The sequence below is a fragment of the Pyrinomonas methylaliphatogenes genome, from assembly GCF_000820845.2.
Classification (GTDB): Bacteria; Acidobacteriota; Blastocatellia; order Pyrinomonadales; family Pyrinomonadaceae; genus Pyrinomonas; species Pyrinomonas methylaliphatogenes.
Window position 1 is genome coordinate 175392 of record NZ_CBXV010000005.1, and the last position, 16446, is coordinate 191837.

Consider the following 16446-nt stretch of genomic DNA (forward strand, 5'->3'; position numbering starts at 1 on the left):
CCATCGCCCTAAGCCGAAGGCCGCCGGCGACCGAGAGAATCGAACACCTGACGATTCCAACGTCTGAAATCCGGTTATATAGCGATCGATCGCTGGCGCGCAATCCCTTTCGTTCATTTTGCCTGCCTCGGACCGTCAAATTGACCTCCTTCGATCAGATCGGACCTCTTCTGGTTTCAAACGGCGCTTGGCATGCTGTGCCGAGATCGGCTTCGAGCGAAGGCAAACTCGGCTGACGGGCGATGGGAAGGTTGTGCGGTACGCCGTTTGCTCTCTAAAATCACAGCAACGCCATTGCGCCCAGCGCTTTGTGCCGCGAAAGCTATGTCGAATCCAGAACCGGCGCTTGGCGACTCGAGCTTCCCATAAGGAGTTTAAAGTTATGTTTCCCCGACTACAGCGCCTTTTGATCAAACTTCTCACCGTTGCGCTCATTGCGACTTCATCTCTCTTATCTCAGCCTCGAAGTGTGGCACAGGGGCGCGCAGATCGGCCAAATTCGTGGCAGGTTAGAAGAGCTCGCCTCTCTCCGGATCTGCTCGAACGTATAAAGCGGCAGCGCGATGCGAACGAGCGAGTCCGTGTCATCGTACAGTTGAGCGGGAGTGCCGATGATCCGGCGGTCACATCCTTCCTCAGCGTCGTCGGCGGTCGCTTCCGGCGGCGGTTTCGTAACTTGCGGATGAATGCGGTCGAACTGCCGCTCAGCGTCGCCGAGAGATTGGCGGAATTGAATGGCGTCCTTCGTCTCTCGCTCGATCGTGAGGTCAGAACTTTCGGACACTTGTCGGCGACTACGGGGACGGATCTGGCACGCCAGTTATGGACTCAATCGGGCCATCAACCTGGATTGGATGGGACTGGAGTCGGAATTGCGATCCTCGATTCGGGCATCGATGCGCGGCATAAATCGTTCCTCGATCGTTACGGCAATTCGCGTATCGTCTTAAGTCGCGATTTTACCGGAGAAGGGCGCGTTGACGATCCTTACGGGCATGGCACGCACGTCGCTTCGATCGCCGCTGGCAACGGACGCATCGCGCAAGGGAAGTATGTTGGCATTGCGCCGAACGCGAAGATCATTAACCTGCGCGTGCTTGATGAAGACGGCGTCGGTCGCACCTCAAATCTGCTGGAGGCGATAGATTGGATCATAAGCAATCGGACGACCTACAACATTCGAGTCGTCAACTTGAGTCTCGGCACGCCGGCGGTCGAATCCTACAGAGATGATCCGCTCTGTCGCGCCGTGCGGCAATTGGTCGATGCCGGTGTGGTCGTCGTCGCGGCAGCGGGCAACAACGGCAAAGATGGAAACGGAGTGAAACTCTACGGGGCGATCCATGCCCCCGGTAACGATCCTTCTGTGATCACCGTTGGTGCGACCAATACCTTTGGCACCGACTACCGCAGCGATGATACGGTCGCTTCCTATAGCTCGCGCGGTCCGACGCGAAGTTGCTGGACCGATCCGCTTGGCATCAAGCATTATGATAACCTGATCAAACCCGATCTAGTCGCGCCGGGAAACAGGATCGTCGCGGCCAAAGCGGCGAATAACGCGCTCGTCGCGCAGCATCCGGAATTAGAGGCGAACGTCAGCCCGTGGCCCGATCGCGACATGATGTACTTGAGCGGCACGTCGATGGCCGCTCCGGTGGTCGCTGGAGGGGCTGCGTTGCTGCTGCAAGCCAATCCGAAGTTAACGCCTAATCTGGTCAAAGCGATCTTGATGTACACGGCGCAACCGCTCGCCAGTTTCAACATGCTCGAACAGGGCGCCGGGCAAGTCAACATCGAAGGCGCCATCCGATTGGCGACCCTCGTCAGGACGGATCTATCCGGTGCGTTTCTTGCGGGCGAGCCGCTTCTTATCTCTTCGACTTTACCGGCGCCTTCAACGACGATCGCCGGATATACCTTCGCTTGGGCCCAGGGGATCATCCTCGGTTACACCTACGCCTTCGGCTCAGATCTCATCGCCAGATACCAGAAGATCTACGACCTCGGTCGGTTGCTCAGCGACGGCGTGTTGGTCAGCGATGGCGTGCTCGTCGCGGATCAAAATCTGCTTTCTGATGGAGTGGCGATCGGAAACGGCGTGCTCGTCAGCGATGGCACGACTTTGAACGAAGGAGAGCTCGTTCTGAGCGCTGGCGTGTTAGTGAGCGATGGCGTGCTGGTGAGCGACGGCGTGCTAGTGAGCGACGGTGTGCTGGTGAGCGACGGCGTGCTGGTCAGCGATCAGACTCGCTTGACTGAAGCGATCCTTCAGGCGCACCACGCGTTATTGAACGGCGAAGATACGGCGGCGATGCCGTCAGAGAGCGATTCCGGCGTGGATTACCTCGATTACTGAAAGCGCGATTGGGCGCGCGCGTCCTCGACGCTGCCGATTCAGAGCTTCAAACATCGAAGATGGTCGCCCGCGACCGTGCGACCATCTTCGATCTTCAAGGGAGCATCTCAGTAACGTCTTCCGCCACACGAGGCTGATAAGAGTGCGCGCGTAGAAGTGAGAGTGGAGATGGCGATCATCGGGATCTTTTCAGAAGGTGCGCTGACTTTGGCTTTCGAACCGATTGGTGACACAATCTTCTCGGCCCTTGTGAAGTCGAGTTGAGGGCTGATCATATGCAATCCGCAGGGGATCAAAGCGCAAAGGGGATTAGCCTTAAAAAACCTTTCATCGGGGCGGTTATCGCGTTCGGCGTCGGCGTCCTTCTCTTCTCGGCGTGGCATCTGCAGGTCGAGCGACTCGATGCCCGTTTTCTTATCATCTTGATCATTACGCTCGCTTTCAGCTCTCGTCTGGTCGTCCGCATCCCGACCATCCCAAGCCAAATCTCGGTCTCCGATACGCTCATCTTCCTCACCTTGTTGCTTTACGGAAGGGAGGCTGCCGTTCTCCTTTCGATCCTCGAAGCTTCCGTGTCCTCCCCACGCTTCAGTAAACGGGCTGTCACCACCCTGTTCAACGCGGCGGTGATGGGGATCTCGACCTTTCTCACGGCTTCGGCGCTCGGTCGCCTCTTTGGTCCGCCGGAACGGATCATCTACGTCTCTTATTCGGCCAACTTGATCTTCGCGCTAGGCGTGATGGCGCTCGTCCAATACATCACGAACTCAGGGCTTGTGGCGGTGGCCTCGGCGCTGCGGACCGGCCAAGCGATCTGGAGCACTTGGCGAAACTATTACCTGTGGACGTCGGTCACGTATTTGGCTGGGGCTTCGGCGGCGATCATCGTCGCCAAGCTGACGCTTTTGTGGGGATTCTACTCGGTTTTGGCGACGACGCCGATCATTCTGGTCGTCTACCTCACCTATCGCACCTATGCGCAGAATCTAGAAGCGGCGCGGCGTCATGTCGAGGAGCTTTCGCGCTACATCGCCGAACAGGAGAAGTTACGGGCGCAATGCGCGCAGCTTGAAAAGCTCTCAGCTCTCGGCGAGTTGGCATCCGGCGTTGCGCACGATTTCAACAACATCCTTTCCGGAATCCTCGGGCGCGCCCAACTGCTTTTGCGCACGGACGATGCGGAGACGATCAGGCATGGTCTAGCGATCATCGTGAAGATGGCCGAGGATGGGGCCAAGACGGTAAAGAGGATACAGGATTTCGCGCGCCAACGCCGCCATCACGAGCGGAAACCCGTCTCAGTGGACCAGATCCTCTGGGATGCGTTCGAGATCACGCGCCCGCGTTGGAAGGATGACGCCGAAGCGAAAGGCGCGCACATCCAATTCGACCTCGAACCGCGCTCTTTCGCCACCGTATTGGGTGATGAATCTGAATTGCGCGAAGTGCTCATCAATATGATCTTCAATGCGGTGGATGCGCTGCCTCATGGCGGGCGGATCAGGCTCGCTTCGGAGACCCTCGGAGAGGAGGTCATCATTTCGCTCAGCGATACGGGCATCGGCATCGGTCCGGAGATCATCTCGCGCATCTTCGATCCGTTCTTTACGACGAAAGAGCATTCCGGTCTCGGTCTCGGTCTTGCCATCAGTTACAGCATCATTCAACGGCATGGCGGTCGAATAACAGTCGAATCGGAGCCGGGGCGCGGTACGACTTTTCGGATCAACTTGCCGATCGCGCGATTTTCGGCTCAGACGGCGGGGCCGGAAGCCGTCGCGCGCGCGTCCGCAGAAAAAGCGCACATTCTCGTGGTTGACGATGAAGATTACGTGCGCGAATTGCTTTGCGATATCCTCTCAAGCGAGGGGCATATGGTGACGCAGGCTGAATCGGCGCGCCGCGCGCTCGAGCTTTTCGAGCGATATCGCTTCGATGCCGTGTTTACGGATATAGGGATGCCGGAGATGAACGGTTGGGAGTTGGCGCGTCGAGTGCGCGCCATCGATGATGAAATACCGATCGCTCTGGTCACCGGATGGGGCGAAATGATCGGCGAGGAGGAGAGAGAGAAAGAGGGGATCGACTGGGTCGTCGCCAAGCCGTTTCAAGTGGATCAAATACTCGATCTCGCTAGCCAAGCGCTTGAGCGTCGCGCTAAAGACACGCAGACCGTCGGCTGACTCATGAGGCTTCTTGCGGTTCGTTCGATCTGCTGTCAACCGATCCCGGACTTAGTGGCGTTTCGTCAGGAATTTAAGGGCGCACATCTCCGATTCCGCCATCTCCGTGATGCGCCTTAGTGGCGTTTCGTCGGGGGATTTAAGGAGCCGGTGTCGGCTTAGCGTTTACGATGAAACGCCTCTTCAATTCGGGCTTCCCGGGTTGTTGATTGTCGGTCTGTTGCGTGTCATTCGCCGAAGTGTAAATGTAGCTGTCGCGCGCGCGCACGACCGTGTTGGGCCTGTTGACGCGCACCGCTATACGCCTTCGCTCGCCCTCGTGGGGCGGGTTTTTCGGATAATAGCCGAGGCTATACTGACGGCGCAGCTCTTCGGCGATGAGGGCAAAGGCCTGATCCAAAGAGCGCGTCGTGTCGGCGTTGTATTTCCGCGCGCCAGTGCGTTGTGCGAGCTCCGTCAGATAGCGCGTGCCGCGTTCATACTCGGCGCGGCTGGTGCCGGTCCCAGCGCCGCCCGGATCTGGCCATGGAGCCGGAATGGGGAAGGGCCACCCGAGGATGATCGAAGGGCGACGGCGCGGAAAAGGCCAGCCGCTCACATCCTCGTAAGTGTCGTATTGGATCGGGTAGATGAGCGCATCGGCTTCTTCGGCGTCGCGCAAGGTGCTTTCATAGCTCGCCTGTCGGCTCATCGTGTCTACGCCATCGGTGAAGAGCACGATCGCTTTGCGTCCTTGAATCTTATCGAATCGATGGTTAAGGACGAAATCGACGGCATCATAGAGCCGCGTGCCGCCGCCAGTGCGTGCGCGCATGATCGCTTCGCGCAGCGTGCGTCGGTCGCTCGTCGGCTCACAAAGCACGCGGACGCTTTCGTCGAAGGAGACGACCATGACGCGATCGTCAGGGCGCAATTGATCGACGAAAGCGATCGCCGCCTCTTGGATCTCTTCCATACGGAAGCGCGTTGACCGGCTCGTATCGAGGACGAGCGCGACGGTGAAAGGTTTCTCCACGGTCGCAAAATAGGCGATCTCCTGTTCGACGCCGTTCTCATAGATGCGGAAATCCTCTTTTCGCAGATCCGGTATGTACTTCCCGTCGCGATCCATGACGCTGACCGGAATGGTGACCAGCGTCGTATTGATGCGCACTACGTCGTCTTCGCCGACCTCTTCGCCGGCCTTCTTATCTTTCGAAGGCGCGCTTGGCGGTTGCTGATTCGCCGAACCGACGCGGCGTGGGCGCACTTGTGCGTTGGAATCGAGCGCGAAAGAGGCGAGCAACAGAAGCGTTAGCAGGCAGCCGATCTTTTTCATGATGCTCTCCTCGGACCGACCGTCTTCGGGCGGGATCAATTATTTGATGCGAGCGGCGCCAAAGAGATGCCCTCGCCGCCATTCTCACTCGTTGCGTGGCGATTCAGCAAGGGCGAGCGCGTTGAAAATGAACGGGAACGTTCCCCACGTTTGGCCGCGGTGTTGCGGACGGAACCCGAAAAGCACGATGCGCCCGCGTCCCATCGTGACTTCGACGAGCGCGGCCTTCCCTTGGATATGTTTTTCGCCGAGCAACCAGCCCGAACGGAGCACGTTCTGCGCGGCATAACGTGCAACGATGCGCGCGCGTCTCTGATCCATCACGTCGAAAGCCGCGCTGTTGATGAAATAGGCATCTACGCGCGGCGGAAGTCCCTTCGCCATCGGATGGTTCGTATCGACATCGAGCGCGAGGATCGAGCCCGGACAATAGAATTCCGAACTTCTCAGCCCTTCGAGCGCGTTGCGCACAGGTAGGCCGAAGCGTTTGATGGCCAGTTCCGTCGCAGCGTCGAAGCAAATCAACACGCCGCCGTCCTCGACAAACCGGCGCAGGTTCTCTACGCCCTTCTCCGTCATCCCCCCGGCATATTCGGCTGGATAGCGGTCAGGTGAATTGCCATCGATGATCTCGCGCATGCGCTGGGAAGGCAGAATGATCACATCGTATTTCGACCGAAGGGAGTTCTCGGCACGGAGTTCGGCGTCAAGGACCGAACGGTACGGGATATTGAATGTATCGAGGACGAATCTCGTCCATCCCTCATCTGCCGTAGCCACCCAGCTTCTGTAAATGCCTATACGTGGGGGATGTGGGATTGGGCTTTGGACTGGCGACTTCGAATCGCGGCGCAGCGGCAGTCCGAGATCGCGCCTGATCTCCGTTTCGTCTTTGACGAGCGTAAGGCGCCACGCGCTCCGAGGCTCGCGAACGCTCATGATGGGCAGATATTCGATCCCCATCTGCAACGGGAGCGTCCACCCGGCGACATCATACGGACGTTCGGCCTCGCCCGAGGGCAGTCGGCGGTTCGGGTAGCGTTGTGGCTCGAAGAGCGCTTGCACGTCGGCGCGGTACGGTTGGCTCAGCAGGATGAGGTAACTTCCGGCAGGCGCCTCGCGTTCGCCGGCCTGGTCGGTGGAGACGTGAAGTTCGCGGTCGAGCCGATGCACTTCAATCCCTTGTTCGATAAGCGTTGTGAGCATCTTCGCCAAATTCTCATCGCGCCCTTGACCAGCCGGGATGAGATAGGCGAGCGGCGCACCCGAAGGGACGGAGAGCGCGCGAAGACCGAGTTCATAGAAGTTGCGCAAGTAGCGTTCGCGATATTTGGCCGCCATCGTAAGCACGGCGCGCGCGGCGATTATCTCCATCTGCAGTATGTCGCGCGGGCGCCAGACGCCGCCGGGCCACGGATCGGGGAAATTGGTCCGGGCTTCCAAAGCGGAATCCATGCCGCGCGTGCGCGCTTGAGCGAGTTGCTCGCGCGTTACGGTCACGGGCGTCATCAAACGCGCGCTCGCCGCTTCTGACAGGATGCCGATCGAGTTGTGGTAATAGGGCGCGGTGCGAAAACCGCCGTGCCACCACGTATCGTACATCGCATTGGTGATGACGCCTTGAAAACCTGCCGCCTGAAGATCCGCGGCGATCTTGTGGCCGAGCAATCCGACTTCGCGCAGCAGGAGCGGCGCAATGTGCGGATTGAACGGGTCATAGAAAGGTGGAACGAACATGCGCGAACCGTTCGTCCCTTGTTGATGAACGTCATAGACGATCTGCGGGAACCACTCTTGCCAGAAGAGGCGCGTGATCAGTTGCGTCTCCGGCAGATTGAGCATGAACCAATCGCGGTTGTTGTCGTGCCCGGCGTAGTGGTGATAAAGCTCCGGCGGCTCTACGCCCTCGTATGGCGTGCGTAAAGTCTTTCGGTACCAGTTTGCGACGATATCGACACCGTCCGGATTGGCCGAGGGGATGAGAAGAAGGATGACTTTTGCGAGGATCTCGCGCGTTTCCGGATCGGTCGCCGTCGCAAGTTCGTAAGCCAATTGCATGGACATCTGTGACGCGACGATCTCGGTCGAATGGATCGAGCAGGAGATGGCGACCACGACGCGCCCTTCCCCGATGAGCCGCTCCCGTTCTCGGTCGTCGCGGATCGATCGCGGATCGGCGAGTCGTCGCGCTATTTCTTGGTACTTAGCCAAATCTCGTATATTCTCCGGTGCGCTGATGAAAGCGACGATGAGCGGACGGTCGAGCGTCGTGCGACCCAGTTGACGCACCATGACTCGGTCGCTGGCGCGGTCGAGGCGCGCGAAATAGTCCGTGATCTGTCGCCAATCGGCGATGGTGCGATCGTCTCCTGGCGTGAAGCCGAGAACCGCGCGCGGCGATGGGATGTCGAATCTCTCCTGCGCGTGCGCGTAGCTGAAGAAGAGGAGCAGACAGACGATTACGCGAAGTGCGAGTGACGGGCGATGCAGAACCATTCCGATGTCCCTTCCGAAAAGATCGACGGTGCGACTTTCGATCAAGAGCGCGCGCGTGAGTTTACCATAAACTGGGGAGAAAAGATCCTCGGGCGTCTCTTCTACTGGTGGTCATTGTCGGTCGCGGCCCTTTTGTTGTTGATCTTCGGACCGCCCGTCTTGATCATCTCGCTTCTGGCCAGACGTCCCGATTGGATCTATCCGTGGGCCCATTGGGGAGCGCGAAACTGGCTGCGTTTGAGCGGCATGCGCGTCATCGTGCGCGGGCGCGAACATCTCGATCCAAATCAAACTTACATCTTCATCTCGAATCACCGCTCCTATCTCGACACGGCGACGCTCTTCTGCTATGTGGGCCGCCCCATCGGCATCCTCGCCAAGAAGGAGTTGACGCGGGTGCCCATTCTGGGGCAAGGGATGATCTATGTCGGCGTCGTGCCGATCGATCGGTCGAATCGCGCGCGGGCCATCGAAACTCTGCGCGAAGCGACGAAAAAAGTGCGCGCCGGACAATCCTTCGGCATCTTCGCCGAAGGGACGCGGGCGTTTCCCGGCCAACTCCTCCCCTTCAAGAAGGGACCGTTCTACATGGCGATTGAAGCCGGAGTGCCGATCGTCCCGGTCGCGATGAAGAACACCGATCGGTTAATGGGAAAGGGAACCGGCGTCGCTCGACCGGGAGCGATCGAGATGGTCTTCTTGCCACCAGTCGAGACGCGCGGACTTTCGACAAGTGAGGATGTCGAGAGATTGGCGCACAAAGTGCGCGGGATGATCGCCGAAGAGTTGAACCGGGTCAGTTGTGACAGGGAGAAGATCTGAAGGGGTCACATCGTCCTGTGCTTATGGCGTCATTCAAAAGATGGCGTTAGCGCGCATCAGAGTCCTCTATGCTGAACGGCGAAAGCGATCGCTTACGAGGATCGTTTGGTGAAGATCTCTTCGATCTTGGGCAAACTTGCGCATTCGGTCGCCCCTTTCAACTCGTCGCGCATCGCGCTTAATCTTTCGATCATTGCATCCAACGCGAGTGCGATCGGTTGCGCGTTGGTCGTCAGGATGTCCCGCCAGATGGTCCAGGAACTGGCCGCCAGACGAGTCATATCGCGATATCCGGGACCGGCTAGATCGCGGAGCAGAGCAGCTTGCGGATGAGTCTCAATGGTCGCCGCCAGCGCGCTCGACAGCAGTTGGGGAAGATGACTGATGTAAGCCACCGCTCGATCGTGTTCGAGAGCGGTCATTCGCTTAACGCGCGCGCCAAACAGCTCGATCGTCCGTTGAAGGGCGGCGCGGGCTTCGGCGGCGCGTTGATCTTCTTCTATGAGGACGTAGCAGGCTCCGGCGAAAAGATCGGGTGAAGCGTGCGCCAAACCGGTCAATTGGCTTCCGGCGATAGGGTGGCCGCCGATGAAGATGCGATCATCGGGCAAATTCTCAGCCGCGGCGCGACATATCTCAAACTTCGTGCTGCCGGCATCGGTGATGATCGCCCCGCGCTTGAACTGCTCGCCGCGTTCGCGGAGGAATCTGACGATTTCTCGGACCGGCATGGCGAGATAGATCAGATCCGAGGTCGAAACGCCACCGGAGGCGAAGGCGTCGTCCACCTCATCGATGATAACTCGCGCCTTCGCCTCTTCGAGCGCGCGCGCCGAGATGTCCCAACCGGCGATTCGCCCGCATGCGCCGGTCCGCCGCAATGCTAGCGCGAATGAAGCGCCGATCAGACCGCAACCGATGATCGTTGCGCGTTCCCAGAGAGGCATCTTTCAGCACGCTACGCAGGTGCTCGGCGCGAGCTGCCGCAGCGGGGCGGATAGACCGCGCATCATCTGCGCGAATTCCGTCAGATCGAGCGACTGCGGACCGTCGGAGAGCGCGCGTTCCGGGCACGGATGGACTTCGACGATGAGACCGTCAGCGCCGATGGCGATCCCGGCTTTCGCGGCCGCGGCGATCAGACTGCGACGGCCCGTGCCATGTGAAGGATCGACGATGACCGGCAGATGCGATAGCTCTTTGACCAGCGCGACAGCGGCTAGATCGAGCGTGTTCCGCAACTCGGTCTCGAACGTTTTGATCCCGCGCTCGCAGAGCACGACGTTCTCATTCCCGCCGGAGAGCAGATACTCGGCAGCCAGCAACCATTCCTTGATCGTCGCCGATGGGCCGCGCTTGAGCAGGATGGGGCGCGGCGTCGTCGCAAGGCGGCGAAGCAGCGGGAAGTTCTGCATGTTACGCGCGCCGACTTGTAACATATCAGCATATTCGGCGACCAGATCGACATCCTCGGTGCTCATCACTTCGGTGACCACGGGAAGACCGGTCTCATCGCGCGCTTCCTTCAGCAAGCGCAGAGCTTCCACGCCGAGCCCTTGGAAATCATAGGGCGAAGTGCGCGGCTTGTAAGCGCCTCCGCGCAACATGTGCGCGCCCGCCGCACGAACCGCGCGCGCCGTAGTCAATATTTGATCGCGCGATTCGACCGAACACGGTCCGGCGATGACGATGACTTCTGGCCCGCCGATTTGCACGCCGCTGACGTTGACGATCGTCTGTTCTCGCTTGAATTGGCGGCTGACGAGTTTGAACGGGTGCGTGATCGGCATGACATCTTCGACGCCCGGCGCGGCCCGCAACGCTTCGAGTTCATGGCGCCGCCCGCTGCTCCCTATGGCGCCGATGACGACCCGTTCGGCGCCGCGGCTGATGTGCGCGCGGAATCCACACTCTTCGACCCTTTCGACGACATGTTGGATCTCTTCTTCAGTCGCATCGATCGACATCGCGATGATCATGGCTGTTCCTTTCGACTCCTTCATAGTTGAATCTCAGAATCTCTCCTTCTCCGTTCTTTGAGCGGAACGATAACACCCCAAGAAACGAACTTCGTCGGCGCGCTCGCGCAGCTGCGCGAGCGCTGCGTCCAGTTCCGGATCGCCCATCTTCGCTTGCAGGTCGAGATAGAAGCGGTATTGCCAGGGTTGACCGGCGACGGGACGGCTTTCGATCTTGAGCAGATTGATCGCGCGACGCGCGAAAGGCTCGAGCGCGTAGTAGAGCGCGCCCGGTCGGTGTTTCAAACGCACGACGAGCGATAGTTTGTCCCCATCGGCGACGACGCGCGGTTCGCTTGAGAGAAGCACGAACCGTGTGTAGTTCTCATGATGATCTTCCAGATGTTCGCGCAAGATGCGCCCGCCATAGACGCGCGCGGCGCGTTCACCGGCGATCGCCGCGTAAGCTGGATCACCGCGCTCGATGACGCGACGCACGCTGCCGGCTGTATCTTCAGCCACGACGCGCTTGATGTGCGGATGTGCGGCGAAGAAACGCTCACACTGCGCGAGCGCGACCGGATGTGATTCGACGACGCGAACATCATCGAATGAGGCTTGCGGACATCCGATCAGATGATGGGCGATGGGGATGATGGTCTCAGCGATGATGTGCAGCGTCCGTTCGAGAAGCAGATCGTAGGTGCGATGCACTGATCCGGCGAGGCTGTTTTCGATCGGCGCCAGGATGTAATCGCTCGCGCCCTCGTCTATGCTCGTAAAGAGCGCTTCGAAAGTGGGGCGTGGCACCAGCTCGATCTCCTCGCCGAGCAGTTTGATAGCCGCTTCTTCGCTGAAAGCTCCGCGCTCGCCCTGGAAAGCGACTCGTACTCTTTCGTTCGCCGCTCTCATCTGACCGTTTCGCGATGGGCTTCATCGGCGGCGACGCGCTGGATCGCCGTGCGTCTGGATTCGCGAATGATGCGCTTGAATATTTTGATCATGGCCGCTTCATCCAACGGCCCGCGATTGATTTGGCAAACGCGCGCGATCACCCGGCGTTCGCGCTCATGATCGTGGATCGGCAGCCCGATCGCTCGTTTCAACACCCCTATCTCTATCGCCAAGCGCGCACGTTCGTTGAGAAGGCGCACCAGTTGCTCATCGATCGCATCGATCTCCGCGCGCCAGTCGTCGATGTTGCCCATCGGTTTCGCATCTCCTTTTTGGCAGTTTCGAGTGCCGTATAACAAAAGAGCCGACCGCAACCTTTTCGGGAGGTTGCGGTCGGCTTTCGCTTTCGATCTCGCTACGCTCTGTCTCGCTTCACTTGAGCGCGCGCGCCTCGCCTACCACGCCCTCCCGTCGGGAGCGGCGGTACGTAAAGGCGAAGTAATAAAACCAGAAGTGACGCATCGCGCTACTTTAGGCCAAGCCTTGAAATCGCGAGAGGCAAAAATATAACTGGACGCGCAAGGCTTGTCAAGACTGAAGTTGCCTGAGAGTTCGACGGCGCGCCATCAGCCCTAGCTTCGATTAAGGGATCGTTGATCCCAGAGTTTGGGCTTGCTCTGCTGTGGAGTTCTTCGGGCTCCTAGCTTCGATTAAGGGATCGTTGATCTCCTGGCGCTTTGGTGGTGACGCGCTACATAAAGGATCAGTTCGACCCCGGGGCGCAAAACATACTCGCCCGCTCGCTCGTAGTTGCTTTTGAACGAGGTCGGCAACTCCCTCTCTTGAGCTGGCGAGATGATGAGCATTTGGTCGGCAGTCAACGTCGTTCTGCCGTAATATCCGACACGTTCGTAATCGCGCAGATACCAAGGCAGCGGCCAGTAATCGGGCGATAGAACGGCGATGCTCGTTCGTTTACCGGTGCCGAGTCGCGATGCTTGGCGTGCGATCTCGTCTACGAGACGGAAAATGTCGCGTTGTGTGTGGACGTAAACGTATGGATAGCTCTCGTCATCGTAGTGGTAGAAATTAAGCGCGACGCTCTGATAGAGGCTGATGAGCGGGGCGACGATCAGGATCGCGATCGCTAACGGGGCTCGAAGTCGCCAGATCTCTTCAAGGGCGAAACCGCCGAGGAGCGCCAGCGGGATGATGATGTTCAACGTGAGCCACGGGGTTTTGTAGGGGATGAGCGAATAGGCGAGGAAGATCCCACAGGCCCAGAAGAGCGTAAACCAAGCCAGCGGATCGCGCCTCCGCCATAAGATGAACGTCGATCCGGCGATGCCCAACGCGAGGGAAGGGGCCTCTTCCTGCGCCAACCAGATGAGATAGGTCCAGAAAGGTTTGACGTGATCGGTGCGACCGGTTCGACTCCAGATCTTGAAGCTCTCGAGAGCATCCGTGACGCCTCGCGGATTGGTGAAGAAAGATGAATAAAAGAGGATGGCGAGCGCGATGAAGATGATGAGCGCGGTGATCGAGGGCCAGAGGAGTTCTCTCCTCTTACCCTTCAAGGCCGCAGTGGCAAGCCCATTTTCGCTCTTCGATCCGAGCAGGCGTGGGAAGATGAGCGCCAGTATAAGGGCGATGAGTAACACGCCAGCGGTGATGAAAGCGGTCTCCTTCGTCGCAAAGAGCATCGCTGAAGATGCGGCGGCGAGATAAAGGTAGGCATTAAGCTTCGTCTCCGCAAAGCGCAAGAAGGCGACGACCGCTCCGAGCGTGAAGAAGACGAAGAGCGTTTCATGGATGAAATAGCGCGCGTAGAAGACGGCCCCCGGCGAGACGGCGATCAGAGCGGCAGCCGCCAGCGCGCCGATCTCTCCCACCCTATTTTTGAGGCGAAGCGCGAGCCAGACCATAAACACGCCAAATAACGCGGTCGTCGCCCTGATCGCCCAAGTGTTCAATCCGAAGAGCTTCACGAGCGGGAGCGCCAGATAGTAGAGCGTCGGCCCGTGGTAGTTGCTCGGGTCGTACCGATATACGCCTTCGCGGACGAGTCGCGTGAGGAAGAAACCGTTGACTCCCTCATCATGGTGAAGCGGTTTGCGCGTAAGATAGAGAAAACGCAGCAACGCGGCGACGATGATGATAGCTGCGCTCGCCATCGGCCACGTGCGGGTTGAAGTGGTTCGGGCGTCCCGTTTGGCGCGCTCCCTTTTCGCTCGGCGCATGGTCTTTAACGCGATACCTTGCAAAGCTTGTAAACGTTCGATGAAAACAGACTCGCCGAAAAGGACGAGCTTTAACGCGCTACCTTATAAAGCTTGTAATCTCCGCTTCGCGCGACCAACTGGTAAGAGGTCGCAAACCAGTCGCCGCCGGACATCATCTCCCTTTCGTCTGGGCCGACGACGATGTAGTCTATGTCCTCGTGCCGCAAGATCTCGCGCCCCTCGCGGCGTGAAGCATAAACGCGCTGCAATCTATCCTCGCGCTCCTCATAGCGTAATCCGTGCGTCCAGAGATGGCCGACAAAGCCCATGTAAGAAAGCCGCCCAGTCAAACGCATGGCGTGATTGTAAGTCGGGGCGTGCAGGATGATCGAACGAGGCGGAGTCCGTTCCTCGATCAAACGCGCGAACGCGATCTTCTGCCGATCGAAGAGCTGATACTCGGAGGCGCGCGAGATTACGCGCCATACGTCCAACCCGCCAGCTAAAATGAGCGAGAGGAAGAGCAGGAGTACGAGGGGGCGCCATATCCATCCGCCGCGCCACCATCTTGCTAAGAGCAAGGCGACGAGCGGCGTCGAGGCCACATACCAGTAGAAGAGCACCTTGATATTATCCCAAACCCACGGGGCGAGTTTGATGAGGTTCGGGATGAGGAAACAGAGGATGAATGGGGCGTAAAAAAACAGCAGCTTTTTGTCAACGAGTGCGCGTTGGCCGCGCCATAAAAGGGCGGCGACGAGCAGCGGGATGAACGCTCCCGTGTTCTTCAGCCAGAACCAGAAGAAGTTCTGCCCGCGATTGTCCCAGCCGAGGCTCCAGCCGATGAAGCGCTCCGATTCGATCGCGCTCCCGCGCATCATCCACAGCACTTGCGGCGACGCGATAAGTATCGCCGCGCCGAAAAAATAGAGCCATAAACGCCAGCATCGCGACAGGATCGCAAGGACAAAACTGGCTCCGATGACGACCAGAAAGCTGTGCGCATGGGCAAATGGCAGTAGTCCGGTGATGATCCCCGCCGCGATCATCCGGCGTCGCCCGTTGACCTTCGCCTCGGCAGGGCGTCTAGTGTGTTCCGCGCCTCTCGTCCCATCGATTTGCCGGATTTCAACCGCTTGCCACCAGAGCGAAAGGACGATGACGACGAGCGGTAGGCCGAGCAGAAAGCTCCGTTGCGTGACGAGCAGGGCGGTGATCGCGTTCCCCCAGCGGATCATCCCGTCAGGGGTGATCGTGTAGTCATGCGGCAGCTTCCACAAAAGACCGCTCAGCCCATCGGGCGAGCGACGAGCTTCGTCGGACAACAGCCACCATCCCAATCCCCCGTTCAATAGGACCAGCGCCGGCGTCATCGTTGCCGCTAACCAATCGTTGGTCCAGCGACGCGCCCATTCGTAGAGCAAAAAGATGAGCGCGATGGAAAGCGTGAGGTTTTCGTAAAACATCGCGTCGCGTATGCTCGCCCCAGCGCGAACGAAGATGGCTGCGATGAAGTCCGCCAAAAACGGATAGGTCAAGCGCGCCCCGGCAAGTTCGGGGTGCTCCGGAGGGAAGTTGCCACCAGTTGCGAAGCTTTGAATGATGCTCAAATGGAGCGGCAGATCGCCCAAGTTATTCTCCACACCGGTGTAGATGCCGTCGGCGCGCACGATCATCGCACGATCGAAGACGGCCCAGAAGACGAGCGCGGCGCCGAATGTGAGAGCGGCTAGCGAAATCGTGCGCGGTGTGGGACGAAAGAGGGCATGGCGTAAGCTTCGTCTCAATGAGCGCCAGTCGGCGCGAAGGCGCTCACGCCCCGTGCGCCAAAAGAACCAAAGGCTTGCCGCCAGGACGATCGCCGTCGCTAGCGCGATGCTCGAAGAGCCGAGGCCGAAGAAGGAGGCGAGGACGAAACAGGTCAGCCCGAGGGCGCTCAACCCAGTGCACGCTCCAATGCATATCCGCATCGGAAGCGAAGATTCTTCGTCGTATGCGTAGGTCAAAAGCGCGCCGCTCACGATGGCGCTCAATAACGGAATCGAGAACATGGCTCAAGGGTTTTCCACCAAGGGAAATCGCGGAGAGCAAGAACGATCTCATCACCCCACGCGCCGGGAGCGTTCGATGGGCTCTGCCGTCGGCGAGAAGGTCACGCGCCTCATCACCCCACGCGCCGGGAGCGTTCCGCAAA

The 16446-nt window shown here is 59.1% G+C and carries 11 protein-coding genes; 3 read left to right on the forward strand and 8 right to left on the reverse strand.

Features of this window, described 5'->3' with window-relative positions; genetic code table 11:
* Positions 1-382 precede the first annotated feature (382 nt).
* Both PYK22_RS16565 and PYK22_RS16570 read left to right on the forward strand, forming a co-directional pair.
* Entirely contained in the window at positions 383-2359 is a 1977-nt protein-coding gene (locus PYK22_RS16565) for a S8 family serine peptidase (protein ID WP_083437700.1), read from the forward strand.
* 275 nt (positions 2360-2634) lie between these two features.
* Positions 2635-4542 (forward strand): ATP-binding protein, encoded by a 1908-nt coding sequence (locus tag PYK22_RS16570; protein ID WP_060635460.1) that lies wholly within the window; start codon positions 2635-2637, stop codon positions 4540-4542.
* Between the two features lie 139 nt (positions 4543-4681).
* Here the strand turns inward: PYK22_RS16570 and PYK22_RS07905 are convergent, their stop codons facing one another.
* Both PYK22_RS07905 and PYK22_RS16575 read right to left on the reverse strand, forming a co-directional pair.
* On the reverse strand, positions 4682-5860 hold the full coding sequence (locus tag PYK22_RS07905) for a VWA domain-containing protein (RefSeq protein WP_157770752.1): 1179 nt from the start codon (positions 5858-5860) through the stop codon (positions 4682-4684).
* 84 nt (positions 5861-5944) lie between these two features.
* Positions 5945-8356 (reverse strand): M14 family metallopeptidase, encoded by a 2412-nt coding sequence (locus PYK22_RS16575; protein WP_083437701.1) that lies wholly within the window; start codon positions 8354-8356, stop codon positions 5945-5947.
* Between PYK22_RS16575 and PYK22_RS07915 the strand changes: the two genes are divergently transcribed.
* On the forward strand, positions 8345-9178 hold the full coding sequence (locus PYK22_RS07915) for a lysophospholipid acyltransferase family protein (protein ID WP_083437702.1): 834 nt from the start codon (positions 8345-8347) through the stop codon (positions 9176-9178). The genes PYK22_RS16575 and PYK22_RS07915 overlap by 12 nt on opposite strands.
* Before the next feature lie 92 nt (positions 9179-9270).
* On the opposite strand, the gene PYK22_RS07920 is transcribed toward PYK22_RS07915, so the two are convergent.
* The 6 genes from PYK22_RS07920 to PYK22_RS07950 all read right to left on the reverse strand — a co-directional run bounded on the left by PYK22_RS07920 (position 9271) and on the right by PYK22_RS07950 (position 16303).
* Positions 9271-10125, reverse strand: a complete 855-nt coding sequence (locus PYK22_RS07920; protein ID WP_060635463.1) for a prephenate dehydrogenase — start codon at positions 10123-10125, stop codon at positions 9271-9273.
* Positions 10126-10128: 3 nt separating this feature from the next.
* Positions 10129-11157, reverse strand: a complete 1029-nt coding sequence (gene aroF, locus PYK22_RS07925; RefSeq protein WP_041975936.1) for a 3-deoxy-7-phosphoheptulonate synthase — start codon at positions 11155-11157, stop codon at positions 10129-10131.
* A gap of 33 nt (positions 11158-11190) precedes the next feature.
* The gene (pheA, locus tag PYK22_RS07930) at positions 11191-12048 is read right to left on the reverse strand and encodes a prephenate dehydratase (protein ID WP_041975938.1); all 858 of its coding nucleotides are present in this window, start codon (positions 12046-12048) and stop codon (positions 11191-11193) included.
* Positions 12045-12344, reverse strand: a complete 300-nt coding sequence (locus PYK22_RS07935; RefSeq protein ID WP_041975940.1) for a chorismate mutase — start codon at positions 12342-12344, stop codon at positions 12045-12047. The genes pheA and PYK22_RS07935 overlap by 4 nt, the downstream gene beginning before the upstream one ends.
* Positions 12345-12740: 396 nt before the next feature.
* The gene (locus tag PYK22_RS07945) at positions 12741-14204 is read right to left on the reverse strand and encodes a flippase activity-associated protein Agl23 (protein ID WP_041975944.1); all 1464 of its coding nucleotides are present in this window, start codon (positions 14202-14204) and stop codon (positions 12741-12743) included.
* A 137-nt stretch (positions 14205-14341) separates the two neighbouring features.
* Positions 14342-16303 (reverse strand): hypothetical protein, encoded by a 1962-nt coding sequence (locus tag PYK22_RS07950; RefSeq protein ID WP_157770753.1) that lies wholly within the window; start codon positions 16301-16303, stop codon positions 14342-14344.
* Between the last annotated feature and the right edge of the window lie 143 nt (positions 16304-16446).